The sequence below is a fragment of the Pseudothermotoga sp. genome (genome assembly GCF_031962025.1).
Classification (GTDB): domain Bacteria; phylum Thermotogota; class Thermotogae; order Thermotogales; family DSM-5069; genus Pseudothermotoga_B.
The window spans coordinates 190,303-203,015 of sequence record NZ_JAVRKW010000002.1 but is presented as its reverse complement, the minus strand read 5'-3'; the positions used below and the strand labels follow the sequence as shown (position 1 = coordinate 203,015).

Sequence of the window (12,713 nt, the reverse complement as noted above, 5' to 3'; positions counted from 1 at the left end):
TTGGTTAGAATAAGAAAGTTTCTCCATGGTTTTTGCTTCCTGAGCGCACAAAGAAGCGTACAGTGTGTTGGCTTCCTTGATCAATTTTTTGAGTTCTTCTATCTTTTTGTCAAGCATCTGCAATCTGACAGATGAGATGTGCCTGAACTGTCCCATCAATTCAAGGATTCTTTCTTCGAATTTTTCGTATTCTTCCTGTTTTGGGGCTTTTGGAGTCATATTAGAAAGAAAAAGTCCCCATGCAAAAGCCACGGTACCAAGAGTGCTCAGAAAGACAACCCACGAGAAAAAATCAGTCAGTTCAAACACCTCCGATCTGCTTATTGTATACCACAGTTCTTTGATTTTGATGCAACAAAAACATTCCACTTAAAATTCAGATGAATTTGGTATAATTAGTAAAGCGAACAAGGAGGTGTGAAAATGGAGTACAGAAAAGTTGGAAAATGGGGCTTGAAGATCAGCGAGCTGTCTTTGGGATCATGGATCACATTTGGTAATCAGCTTGATTTTAGTTCTGCAAAGGAATTGGTCAACAAAGCAATACAAAATGGGATCAATTTCATTGATACAGCAGAGGCTTACGCAAATGGCATGGCAGAATCCATGCTGGGAGAGATCATAAAATCTTATAGGAGGTCTGATCTGGTCATTTCCACCAAGATCTTCTGGGGAGGAAATGGACCAAACGATAAAGGGCTCTCAAGAAAGCACCTGCTCGAAGGCACATGGGCATCGTTGAAAAGACTTCAACTGGACTATGTTGACCTTCTGTACTGTCACAGACCGGATCCACAGGTGCCGATGGAAGAAATCGTCTGGACAATGGACCAAATTGTGAGAAGTGGTTTGGCACTCTACTGGGGTACATCTGAATGGAGCGCGGAAGAATTAGAAAAGGCTCACCAGACGGCAAAGCAGCTCAACTGTATACCCCCGGTTGTTGAACAACCCCAGTATAATATGCTGGTAAGAGAAAGGGTGGAAAAAGAATACCAGCCGATATATGAAAAATACGGCATGGGTCTGACGACATTCAGCCCGCTTGCATCTGGTTTGCTCAGCGGGAAGTACCTGCAGGGAATACCTCAGGATTCAAGACTCGCAAAGTACGAATTTCTCAGAAAAAGATTTGAAGAAACAGGATTACTGAGCGAAAAAACTTTTTCCAAACTACTAAGACTCAAAAAGATCTCTGAAGAACTGAACTGCACACTTTCTCAACTTGCTATAGCCTGGATATTGAAAAATCCGCATGTGTCGAGTGTCATACTCGGTGTGTCAAAAATAGAACAGTTCGACGAAAACATAAAAGCCATTGAAGTCAAGCAAAAGCTTTCTGACGATGTTATGAATGAAATCGATAAAATCCTCAGCGACTGAATAGAGTGTGATAGCTTAAAATTGGTCTGCCGCAAAGCAGACCAATTTTTTCATAATGAAGAATTACTCATTAATGGCTCTATGACACGCTCCAATACACCGTGCAGGTGTGAGATCAATATTCCATAATTAACAACCGGAATTTTCAATCTCCTTGCCCAGTTCATACGACGCATGAATGCGCTCCTATTTAGTACACAACCACCGCAGTGTATCATCAATTTACATTCCTGAAGTTTTTCAAGATCTGGGAATTCCTTGCCGGCAAAAAACTCGTACCGCAGTTTTACATTCATTTTTTCCTCTATCCACCGCGGTATTTTTACTCTTCCGATGTCGTCACAGGTTGGCACATGCGAGCAGGCTTCAACAACTGCAACTGAATCATTGTCTTTCAGTGTCCTGAGTCTTTCAATACCTTCTAAAAAAAGTTTAATATCACCTTTGTTTGCAGCTTCCAGTATGGAAAAGGTTGTCAGTGGTATTTGTCTGGGCACAATCTTTTCAACTTTCATTACAACCTGAGAATCTGTGACGACGATATCTACCTTTTTTGAAAGCTTTTTGATGGTATCGGCAAGCTCACAGTCTCTTGTTACAACGGCTGTCCCACCAAAATCTATCACTTCCCTTATCACTTCTACCTGCGGCATGATCAGCCTGCCCTTTGGTGCTGCTTTGTCTATTGGAACAACAAGAACAACTGTCTTTGTGTCTTTGAGCAAGTGACCTATGAGTGGTTTTTCTTCTTGAACGGGAATTATTTCAGAGAGTTTCTCAAGCAACACAGGTATGTTTTTTCTTTCTTTCGCAGAGATTTCCACAACTGGTACACCAAAAGTTTCATAAAATGATGCAAGACCATTTATTTGAAGATCGGCTTTGTTCAAAGCTATCACAAATGGTATCTCAAGTTCTTTGAAAATGTCCATTAGCACCTGCTCATAGTGAGATGGTTGGTCATCGACAACCAGAATAGCCGCATCAGCTCTGTACAGGGCTCTTTTTGCCCTTTGTACACGTTTTTCACCAACAATTCCCTCATCATCTATGCCAGGTGTGTCGATCAGAGTGACAGGTCCTATGGGCTGTATCTCAAGAGTTTTATAGACAGGATCTGTCGTCGTACCAGGCAATTCGCTGACGATCGCGATATCCTGGCAGGCGATTGCATTTATCAGTGAAGATTTGCCGACATTTCTACGGCCAGTTATTGCTATGTACTTTCTAAACCCTGCATGTGATATGTCCATCGATCTTCCTCCTATATCCAAAATCATCGCTGACCGTGTAGCCAGCGGATTTAACCAGATTTTTCGTGCACTCTCCGCAGGCGATGTCATTCTCAAAAATGCATATTTTGTCTGGATACAGAGTGTACAGTGCGCGGTAAGGAGATGGGGTGAAATTAGGCATTATGACATTAGCTCCACATTTGAGAGCCAGTTGCCTTCCAAATGGATGAATCGTACCAAGAGCGGTTGTTGCAGGGATGTTGGTATCTGGCAGAAACAACCTGGTGAGAGCTATCATTTTCAATGTTTTGTTCAATGTTCCAGCTCTGGCATTTTTCAACGGAGTTGAAGGATGTGGTATGAAAGGACCTATTCCCACCATGTCTGCATCAAGATCCCGCACAAATAAAATATCTTTTGCAAGGGAAATATCATCCTGTCCTGGGAGCCCAACCATCGATCCTGCCCCGACCTCATAACCCAGTTGCTTGAGTTTTTTCAAATGTTCTACTCTTGTTTTGAACGAATCTGCCGGATGCAATTTTTCATAGAGTCTTTCATCAGCAGTCTCATGACGCATCAGGTATCTATCAGCGCCTGCATCTTTCCAGAGCCTGTACTCGCTGAAATCTCTCTCACCGATACTCAGGGTGATTGCAACATTCAGTCTTTTTATCCTGTCTATCAACTGTGCTATCACGTCACGGTCGTAGTACAGATCTTCACCAGATTGAAGGACAATCGTTTTTATTCCCATCTGGGATATCAACTGTGCGCGCTGAATTATCTGGTCTACCGACATTCTATACCTTTGAATATCTCTGTTAGATGCTCTTATACCACAATAAAGACAGTCATTTCTGCAGTAATTTGAAAACTCGATTATTCCGCGGATATAAACGTCTCTTGCAAGATATTTTTGTCTGACCTCGTCTGCCAGAGCAAAGAGCTTTTCATTTATCTCATCTTTTGAAAGAACAAATGCAATTTCCTCGATTTCAACCTTCTGTGGGTGTTTCAATATTTTTTGCAGAATGTCGTACACAATCTATCACCTTCCACGCTGCATCGATCAATTTTGGACAGATTTCATCAACCTGACCAAAAACGACGAATCTATCATCCTCGACAATCACCTTTGGCGCCTCAAATCTCTCAACACCGGCTTTAAGATCTTTTATAAAAGAAACCCTTTTTGAGATTTTTTCACACACCCATACTTTGCAATTGAAGTCTTCTGCTATCTTTTGGAGCATTTCTTTACACTCTGACATCTCTAAACCCTGCCTGGATTTGTGCAAGTAGTTTCTTCAAACTCTCCTTCTTCTGTTCTGGCATCTTTGAAAGCTCTTTTTCTATCAACATCTCTCCCGCTTCCTTTGTCTGAGGCGAGGCATAATCTGTCAGATACTCTTTCAAGGTTAATATGGCGTTTGGTGTGCAAAATTGCTTCACAAAACCGGGTATAGCAAACTCCATGAAATGCTGACCTGTTCTGCCCGCTCTGTAGCAAGCCGTGCAAAAAGATGGTATATATCCACTCTCAATGAGTTCTCTTATGACATCATCCAGAGTTCTGGTATCGCCAAGGATGAACTGACTTTTTTTGACAGCATTCTGATCAGTCTGTGAATATGAACCCACACCTATGCTCGAGCCAGCATCTATTTGAGAGACCCCCAGTTCAAGTGCCTCACGCCTGATCTGCGGTTTCTCCCTTGCCGTGAGTATCAAACCGGTGTATGGAACAGATAATCTGATTATGGCTATAAGTCTTTTGAAATCGTAATCATTCACAGGATGTGGCGGATTATTCGCCAGGGGTGTACCAAAAGCCGGTTCTATTCTCGGGAACGAAATGGTGTGCGGTCCAACACCGAATCTTTCTTCAAGGTGTTTGGTATGGTACATCAGTCCCATTACTTCAAATTTCCACTCATACAACCCAAATAATGCACCGATGCCAACATCGTCAATTCCTGCAATCATGGCTCTATCCAGTCCGAAGAGTCTGTAAACGTAGGAAGATTTTGGACCATATGGGTGCAATTTTTTGTAGGTTGGTAGATGATAAGTTTCCTGAAAGATTTGAAAGGTACCAATGCCGACATCTCTGATCAACTTGTATCCTTTTACGGTTTGAGGTGCCGCATTCACATTGACTCTTCTTATCTCACCGGTTCCATTTTTGAAAGAGTATATTTTCTGTATGACAGTTGCTATGAACTGTGGGGAGTACATCGGATGTTCTCCAAAAACAACTATGAGCCTTTTATGACCTTTTGAAGTCAGCGCTTTTAATTCACTATTTAATTCTTCATCGGTGAGAGTTTTTCGAATAACCTGTTTGTTCTGACTTCTAAAACCACAGTACAGACAACCATTTATGCATTCATTGCCCACGTACAGCGGTGCAAACAAGACTATTCTGTTACCATATATTTTTTGTTTCAATTCCCTGGCGGCATGGAATATCATTTCAACAAGTTCCGGATCTTCGGCATTCAGCAAAAATGCCGTCTCACGCGGAGTGAGTCTCTGTTTGTTGAGAGATTTTGCAATGATCTGTTCTATCAAATTTCTGTCTGGGTTTTTTGTGGACTCAAGCAACTGGTAAATCTCATCGTGCGGAATAAAAGACTCTGCTTCTTTTATCCTGTTCGATATTACGTACATTTTCTCACCTCACTTAACCGGAACGGTTTTCACTTTGACTTCTTTGATTTGACCGAGTTTTCCCGATAAACTGCCCATCGTATCGTTATTTGCCTTTACGACAAGCAAGATTATCGCTATGTTCTCATCCGGCACAGGATAGCCCATTCTAAGCCTTATCACATCTGCAAAGTCGTGCAAAAGCTCATTCACCTGTTTGTAGGCATTTTCTCTGTTTTCAACAAGGATATTCACCACGTAAAATCTTTCCAAAACAAAACCCCCTTTCTCAAAACCGAGAAAGGGGGCAAATTATCGCCATATACCCCTTCCTCGGTGTCAGATAGTCTCCTTCACCTCAGAAGTCCATGTTAATTATATCACAAACTCTGAAATTGAAAACAGTCAAAACAAAAATCAGGTGTAGAATAGTCCAAGAGGTATGTCAATGACTGCCAGTCCGTGGAAAATGGAACTTGTCAGGCAGATATCGTTAACAGGTCAATACAGTGAAGAAATCCTCAAAGCCTTTGAAAAAATCCCAAGAGAAGCCTTCTGCCAGTACAGCTATCCGATGGAGGTAATCTATTCAGATGATGTTGTCATAACGTCAAGGGACGGGAATGATTACAGCACTTCCAGCCAGCCGTCTTTGATGGCACTTTTTATGAAAGTCGCTGGAATTTCCAGGGGAATGAGGATTTTAGAAATTGGATCGGGTACCGGTTACAACGCATGCGTGATGTCGCAGATAGTCGGTGATAGTGGATTGGTAGTTGGGATGGAAGTCAACGGGAAATTTCTTGAACATGCTGTGAAAACTTCTCAAAATCTGGGTATAAAAAATGTACTTTTCATCAATCAGGATGGAGCGGCTGGATACCAAGATCTTGCTCCTTACGATGTCATATTTGTAACTGTCGCAGTAGACACAATTCCAGCACAGTGGTTCAAACAATTGAAAATCAATGGTAAAATAATAGCACCTGTAGATGTGTTTCTCACCCAGTCGCAACCTGCCGTACTCTTTGAAAAATTTTCACAGTTCATCGTTGCCAGAGAGATTGTCCAGACAAGATTCCTGAAGGCAAAAGGTTTACTTGGAAATCTGAATCAGGAAAATCTTGCAAAACTGTCAAAGATACAGCCGAAGAATTTTTCAGGAGTGATCAATATAAAGTATTACCAGCAAACAGAAATGTTCAGGTTATTACATCTCTCATGTTGGTCTTTGTGTGAAAAAGACCAGCAGATATATCATGTTGAAGACGATGGATATGCATCGTGGCAGGGTAAATGGGAAGTGTTCGGAAAGGTTGAGAAACTTTCAAAGGTTCTGCATCAATGGGAGAGTTTTGATTTCGTTGATTTGAAAAATCTTCAGATAGTCTACGATGAGAACATGAATTTTGTAGAGATTGAGTCGATACACGAAGGGGGTATGGAATATGTATAAACAGATTGTTCTTCTCTTGGTGATTTTTTCGATCTCAGTATTCGCAGGCTATGCATACTTCACAAGCGAAACTGTGCTGGAACTTCCAGATGCAACCATCTCTTTTTCAGCATCACAGCTTGATAGAGTCCTTCTGAGTGTTTATCGGCTAAATATAGACCCGCTGGCATTATTCACAGATACGAATTTGTCCTACGAAGATTTGAGGCAAAAAGCAGGCAAAAGGGTGCTACAAAGAGTTTTTCAATTGACCGAAGAATGGCAGAGTTTTTCAGTGAAATTCACAAATACGGGCCTTTATCTGGCGGTTCTTTCAAACTTAAGCCAGAGTGCCATATATGACTCGACGGTCCTGATTGTGACAGATATAGGGATTGTTTTTTTATCAGACGAGGAACAAACAATCATCTATACTGTGAAAACCACATCTGAAATCATTCCCAAAGCCGAACTTTTCCTGATAAAAGATCAAAAAGTTGTATATAGATCAAAGACCGATGAATACGGTCTGGCAAAGCTCGAAGAAGACTTCGATATGGTTGTTGTGAAAAAGAACGATTCCTTTACAGTTAGCAACGTTTACAAGCCAGGTAGAACCTTCAACCTTGGTAAGAAGCTCTTCTTGGTTACTGACAGACCCATTTATAAACCCAAAGACACGGTGAACTTCAAAGGTCAACTTCTCAAACAGGAGCAGAATCTCTACACAGCTCTTGGTGCCACTAAAGTTCAGGTTGTTATTTCAGATCCCAAGGGTAATGAGATCTACAACAAATCACTGGCAACTGACGAATTAGGTGGGTTCTGGGATAGTTTCAAGCTCGCTGAAACGGCGGCTATTGGAAGATATATGATCAAGGTAACGCACAAGGATAGCTCTTTTTTCCAAGACTTTCTGGTTGAAGAATACAGAAAACCCGAGTACAAAGTCCAGATCGAAACGAGCAAAGAAGAATACATTTCAGGAGAAAATATTCAAGCCGTTGTAAAGGTGAATTATTTCAACGACCTGCCGGTTGCTGGTGCAAATATTGCCTTTTACATCTATGCGTATTCTGAATTTGACACAGAAAGCTTTCTTGTTTATCGTGGCTATGAAGTTGCCGACGAAAACGGGCAGTTAAGTATATCTGTGAAAGCCGAGGAAGGCTTCCAGGGTCGGTACTCAATCCAAGCGATAGTCACCGATGAAAGTCAAAGACAGATCGAGCAGGAAAAAACAGTTTACATTCATGCAGACAACGTGAAAATATCACTGGATCAAGACAGTATCTTTACAAAACCGGGCGAAAACCTTTCAATAAAAGTGAAAGTGACAGATCTTGCTGATAATCCACTGAATGGTGAAATGACAATCAAGATCGATCAAAAGATTTCCAAGATAAAAGTAGTTGATGGAGAAGCTCTGATACAATTTTCACCCCAGACTATCGGTAGCTACAGGATTGAACTTGGCTTTCAGAAAGCGAAAAAATACATATACGTGCATTCGTATTCGTGGATAGAAGGATATACTGTCTCTGAATTTGCAATGGTCACTGATAAGGAAAGCTATAAAATTGGTGAACAGATCTTGCTACAGATCTTTTCACCGCAAAAGGTAGCCGGAGTAATTGCCTTAGTCGGTGATCGAGTCTACAGTACGCAATTAATCAAAGTTGAGGGGCATGCGTCAATTAATCTACCAGTGCCGGATGGAACGACACAGAGAAATCTATTTTTGATCTTTCTTGCTTATTCAAATGGCAAAAAGATCTCCCAGATGAAGAATATAAAAATAGAACGTCAGCTCAATGTACAGAAGATTCAGATCCATTTTGATAAAGATGTCTATCAACCCGGCGAGGAAGCAAAACTCACTATCGAATCAAATGAGGATTTTTCGTTCTGCCTGTCGCTTGTAGATGAGGCAATTTATTCAATGCTTGGTATCAATCCTGTTTCCATTGAGGATGTTATATATCCATACAGCGAATATCCACAGGTCTTCTGGGACTTTTCAAACTTCTGGTTGTACTTATCGGGTAAATTCAACATAATGGCTGAGCTACCTGAAGAAAAATCCTTTGAAGATTTCAAAAAGAGTGCAGTTCAGGCTAAGATAAATGTCAGAGAATACTTCCCCGATACGGCTCTGTGGATACCCAACCTGAAAATCGACAAAGGAAAGGCGACCGTTGTCTTCAAAGTGCCTGATAGTCTGACGACTTTCATCGCCACGGCGTATGGGTTTTCAAAAAAGAACATGGCACAGGCTGACGGTAAGATCACTGTCACAAGAGATTTCTATGTGCGTCCCATCCTACCAACATTTTTCAGGCAAGGAGATATTGTTCAGATATCCGCTACGGTTTTCAATCAAAGATCTGATCTCATAGAAACAAATCTGTGGCTGGAGTTACCTGATTCTGTTGAATTGATCTTGGAAAATCATCAGTATTATCCACCACAAGATACAAAAACCAGCTTTTATGTGCAACCGAAAAGTACCAATTCTTCATACTGGACAGTAATGGCACTGAAAGAATCAGACCCATCTACAATAACAACTTTCGCAACTGCGAGTTTTGGTTTGACAGATGCCGTGGCTCTGAACGTACCGGTAAAACCATTTGCTTTTGAAAGAGAATTTTACACATTGGAGTTTGTGAACGGTTCAAAAACCGTGAATTTACCAGAAGGCGAATACAAACAGGCAAGACTGACCGTTTATTCGAGCATCATACCACTTGTGGAAAATTCCATCAGAAGGCTGATAAGATACCCATACGGTTGTACTGAACAAACGATGAGCAGTTTTCTGCCGGCGGTGGTTGCCGCTCAAATGGGTCTGAAGATAGATGAGCTTGAAGAAATAGTCGAAAAAGGTTTGATGAGGCTGTACAAATATCAGCATCTAGATGGAGGATGGGGCTGGTGGCAGAACGATGACAGTGATGATTTCATGACCTGCTATGTCATGGAAGGACTTTACCACGCACGAAAAGCGGGATTTGACATTGCGGATTCTGTGATAGAAGCCGGTCTGAATTATTTAAGTGAAAATCTTTCAGCTTATGGATCATACGTACTTGATCTTTACAAAGTCGATCACAAACCTTATCAGGTTAAAAATGACACGGATTGGGTGTATCTTTCACTGTCTTCTGAAAAAGCCCTTGAAGAAGCAATGAAGCTGTTGAAACAGACAGAAACTCTCGCTTTTATCCAGCCAGAGGACAACTATTTCATCTCCGATGTGCAGTTAACCTCTATACTGCTCAGATCACTCGCCAAGTGGAACAAAAATAAAGAAATCCAGACGAAAATCGTCAATTACCTGATCAGCAAAAAAGACGGTTATTTCTGGTATTCAACAAAAGACACATCCTTTGCGGTGCTTGCACTGCTCGAAGCTCTGCCGCAGATAAATGAACCACATGTTGTGGTGAACAACGGGAAAACCGTTGAATTAACAGGTCAGGGACAAATCGAGATCGAACAGAACCACCTGACCATTCAAGGAAACGGGCTTGTAGAAATCCACGTGATCTATTACGAAAAACCCGTTTCAGCAGTGAACGAAGGACTGAGTGTGGAAAGAAAGTTCTACGTACGTTACGAGATACCCGTGATCGATCAAAAAACTGTGGTCGATGCCTTTGTGCCGATTGCACAGCATTATGTACCGGTATCAGCCAGATTGCTGAGTGAATTCAAAACCGATGAACTGTACATATTGCCGCATGAATCTGAAGAATACACATACAGAAACACTAAACTGAAGGTAGAAGATTTCAAACTCAGCTTGAACAACGCTTTGTACGAATTTAAACACATTCAAACACGAAACGGTCTAATACTGGTCATGCTCAAAAACAACTCTGCCATGGTTTACGACACACTGTCAAAGACGGCAAAAACCTATTTCGATGTTCAGGATGCCGGCTTGACCAAAGACGGCTTGGTGTATCTGAAAGAAGGAAAGCTGTGGATAGACAACCGCCCTGTTGCCAGCGTTCCAGATGACGTCGTGGCATTGAACTGCACCGAGTCCGAGATACTCTTGAGAACTTCAGACAAAACTTACTGGTTTGTGAAAGATGATTTTGTCGAACTGCCCTTCGTGGCTGAACAAGTTCTGGACTGGGATGGTGAAAAAATCATCGCTAAGGGTGGCTTTCGTTTTTCTGGAAATGAACAAATGTTGACAGAACAACTGTGTGAAGTGATCTTTCAAAAACAATCCCATCCAGTTTCGATAGGTTCAGGTGATATAGTAAAGACCGTGATAAGACTCAAATCGGGAAGTGGTGGTTATCTTGTCGTTGAAGATTATTTTGCATCCTGCGCACAAATCCTGGACAGGTACGGGGAAAAGAGTTTGCAAAATTACTCAAAATTTGACTACATGTGGTACAAAGCCTGGGACAGGTGGTTTACAGCCAGTGAAGTACATCAGGACAGAATTGCTTTCTTCGTTCGTGGGTACTCTTCGGGGAATCTAAGCTATTTCTGGAGGGCAACGGCAAATGGAAAATACCAGATTCTCCCGGCCAGAGCTTATTCAATGTATTACAAAGGTCTTTATGGTCATTCAAATCCTGATGTGCTTGATATCGGTGTATGGTTTGAGGTTGAGAAATCTAAATGATCTGCCTTTGGACAGAATATTCAAAATAGCCGAATTTTTGCAAATCAAAGTTGAGCTTGATGTAATACTGATAGAATGTGATACTGTTTATGAATTTCATAAACTGACGGCAAAGCCATATCACATAGCTGCTGTGTATGCTGATGGTGTGATTATCAGCCAGCCTTTTGCTGTTCTCAGGCAGAAAGGAATATTCGAAAGCACGATAGAACATGAATTACTTCACCATCTTTTGCAGAAGAATTTTTCCATGCCAAGATGGTTCGAAGAAGGTTTGATACTATATCTCACAGGTTCAAAACTTGAAGATCTCAAAGGAGAACACAAAGATGCCTTGAAAAGATTCATGCAGGAGGTTAAATATGAAGATATACCAGATTATGTGGCTCGCTATCGCAACAGCAATTTCCCTGTTCATGATACTGGCTTTCAGTTTTCAGGTGAAACTTCAGATAGCCCTTAAGCCCGTGAAAGATGTTCAGGATCTTTTTCTTGAAGGAAAAATAGTTGCCGCGAAGATTTATTCAAACAGAACAGTTCAGGTGATGGATAACGGTCTGTATTTGCCACGGGTAAAACCTGCAGAAAGAATAGAACTGTATTTTGAGAGTATAGGTCCTTTTAAAAAAACAAAGTCGATAAAGTTTTTCGTTGAGCCAGATGTTGAAGATAAAGATGAAGATGGTTATCCAGACTGCCTGATGCTTGATTTGAAAGATTCAGAGAGATTCAGAAACTGGTTTATATGGATTGGAATAAGTGCCTTTAACAACGATTCTCCTGCGTGGAATAAAGATGAAATGGACTGTGCCGGGCTGATCAGGTACTGTGCAAGAGAAGCCCTTAGAAAGCACGATAGTCTCTGGTTTGAAAGGACAAAGTATACAGGTCCTGTCTTTCAGGATGTCGAGAAGTACAACTATCCGAATGTACCGATCATTGGCAAAAAAATTTTCAGAATAAAAAAAGGGAAGTTTCAGGACAGTTCTGATTTCAGTACTTTTGCTGTTGCAAGAATTCTGTACCAGAACAGTCTGAAATTTGTGACAAAGGATGTCAGCTTTTCTAAACCCGGAGATATCATGGTCTTTTTTCATCCAGAGGATTTTGAATTTCCATACCATCTCATGATCTATGTCGGTAACCTGGGTGTGGCAGATCATCAGGGCTGGGTTCTGTATCACACAGGTCCCATCGGCGGGAGTACTGGTGAATTGAGATTTGTCAGATACAGCGAGCTTGCCGAACTCGATCCATCCTGGGCACCTGTTAACAAAAACAAATATTTCCTTGGATTTTTCAGATTCAAGTTTCTGTCATATTGAATAAAAAGTAGATCAGTATAATCTAC

Annotated in this window: 10 protein-coding genes and 1 pseudogene; 5 read left to right on the top strand and 6 right to left on the bottom strand. The window is 41.3% G+C overall.

What is annotated here, in order from left to right; translation table 11 throughout:
- Window positions 1-309 (bottom strand): annotated as a pseudogene (locus AC4E92_RS02855) (DUF6115 domain-containing protein); the annotation flags it as partial.
- Between the two features lie 114 nt (window positions 310-423).
- Here AC4E92_RS02855 and AC4E92_RS02850 point away from each other — a divergent pair.
- Window positions 424-1,383 carry a potassium channel beta subunit family protein gene (locus AC4E92_RS02850; protein ID WP_490239077.1) on the top strand — a complete coding sequence of 320 codons (960 nt, stop codon included), beginning with the start codon at window positions 424-426 and terminating at the stop codon, window positions 1,381-1,383.
- 50 nt (window positions 1,384-1,433) lie between these two features.
- Here AC4E92_RS02850 and hydF read toward each other — a convergent pair whose 3' ends face one another.
- Genes hydF through AC4E92_RS02825 form a run of 5 tightly spaced genes read right to left on the bottom strand, consistent with a single transcriptional unit; the run spans window position 1,434 to window position 5,546 of the window.
- The gene (hydF, locus tag AC4E92_RS02845; RefSeq protein WP_490239076.1) at window positions 1,434-2,636 is read right to left on the bottom strand and encodes a [FeFe] hydrogenase H-cluster maturation GTPase HydF; all 1,203 of its coding nucleotides are present in this window, start codon (window positions 2,634-2,636) and stop codon (window positions 1,434-1,436) included.
- On the bottom strand, window positions 2,611-3,663 hold the full coding sequence (gene hydE / locus AC4E92_RS02840; protein WP_490239075.1) for a [FeFe] hydrogenase H-cluster radical SAM maturase HydE: 1,053 nt from the start codon (window positions 3,661-3,663) through the stop codon (window positions 2,611-2,613). Before hydE ends, hydF begins: the two co-directional genes overlap by 26 nt.
- A complete protein-coding gene (locus tag AC4E92_RS02835; protein ID WP_490239074.1) occupies window positions 3,617-3,892 on the bottom strand; it encodes a hypothetical protein in 276 nt (91 codons plus the stop codon). Before AC4E92_RS02835 ends, hydE begins: the two co-directional genes overlap by 47 nt.
- On the bottom strand, window positions 3,879-5,294 hold the full coding sequence (gene hydG, locus AC4E92_RS02830; RefSeq protein ID WP_490239073.1) for a [FeFe] hydrogenase H-cluster radical SAM maturase HydG: 1,416 nt from the start codon (window positions 5,292-5,294) through the stop codon (window positions 3,879-3,881). Before hydG ends, AC4E92_RS02835 begins: the two co-directional genes overlap by 14 nt.
- Before the next feature lie 9 nt (window positions 5,295-5,303).
- On the bottom strand, window positions 5,304-5,546 hold the full coding sequence (locus AC4E92_RS02825) for a TM1266 family iron-only hydrogenase system putative regulator (protein ID WP_490239072.1): 243 nt from the start codon (window positions 5,544-5,546) through the stop codon (window positions 5,304-5,306).
- A gap of 175 nt (window positions 5,547-5,721) precedes the next feature.
- Here AC4E92_RS02825 and AC4E92_RS02820 point away from each other — a divergent pair, with 175 nt between their 5' ends.
- Genes AC4E92_RS02820 through AC4E92_RS02805 form a run of 4 tightly spaced genes read left to right on the top strand, consistent with a single transcriptional unit; the run spans window position 5,722 to window position 12,687 of the window.
- Window positions 5,722-6,729: a protein-L-isoaspartate O-methyltransferase gene (locus tag AC4E92_RS02820; RefSeq protein WP_490239071.1), complete on the top strand. Its 1,008-nt coding sequence runs from the start codon at window positions 5,722-5,724 to the stop codon at window positions 6,727-6,729.
- On the top strand, window positions 6,722-11,362 hold the full coding sequence (locus AC4E92_RS02815) for an MG2 domain-containing protein (RefSeq protein WP_490239070.1): 4,641 nt from the start codon (window positions 6,722-6,724) through the stop codon (window positions 11,360-11,362). Before AC4E92_RS02820 ends, AC4E92_RS02815 begins: the two co-directional genes overlap by 8 nt.
- Entirely contained in the window at window positions 11,346-11,825 is a 480-nt protein-coding gene (locus tag AC4E92_RS02810; RefSeq protein ID WP_490239069.1) for a hypothetical protein, read from the top strand. The genes AC4E92_RS02815 and AC4E92_RS02810 overlap by 17 nt, the downstream gene beginning before the upstream one ends.
- The gene (locus tag AC4E92_RS02805; RefSeq protein WP_490239068.1) at window positions 11,725-12,687 is read left to right on the top strand and encodes a DUF1175 domain-containing protein; all 963 of its coding nucleotides are present in this window, start codon (window positions 11,725-11,727) and stop codon (window positions 12,685-12,687) included. The genes AC4E92_RS02810 and AC4E92_RS02805 overlap by 101 nt, the downstream gene beginning before the upstream one ends.
- Window positions 12,688-12,713 lie beyond the last annotated feature (26 nt).

Coding starts and splice junctions, on each gene's coding strand:
- AC4E92_RS02850 (WP_490239077.1), top strand. CDS start 424: ATGGAGTACAGAAAAGTTGGAAAATGGGGCTTGAAGATCAGCGAGCTG.
- hydF (WP_490239076.1), bottom strand. CDS start 2,636: ATGGACATATCACATGCAGGGTTTAGAAAGTACATAGCAATAACTGGC.
- AC4E92_RS02835 (WP_490239074.1), bottom strand. CDS start 3,892: ATGTCAGAGTGTAAAGAAATGCTCCAAAAGATAGCAGAAGACTTCAAT.
- hydG (WP_490239073.1), bottom strand. CDS start 5,294: ATGTACGTAATATCGAACAGGATAAAAGAAGCAGAGTCTTTTATTCCG.
- AC4E92_RS02820 (WP_490239071.1), top strand. CDS start 5,722: ATGACTGCCAGTCCGTGGAAAATGGAACTTGTCAGGCAGATATCGTTA.
- AC4E92_RS02815 (WP_490239070.1), top strand. CDS start 6,722: ATGTATAAACAGATTGTTCTTCTCTTGGTGATTTTTTCGATCTCAGTA.
- AC4E92_RS02805 (WP_490239068.1), top strand. CDS start 11,725: ATGAAGATATACCAGATTATGTGGCTCGCTATCGCAACAGCAATTTCC.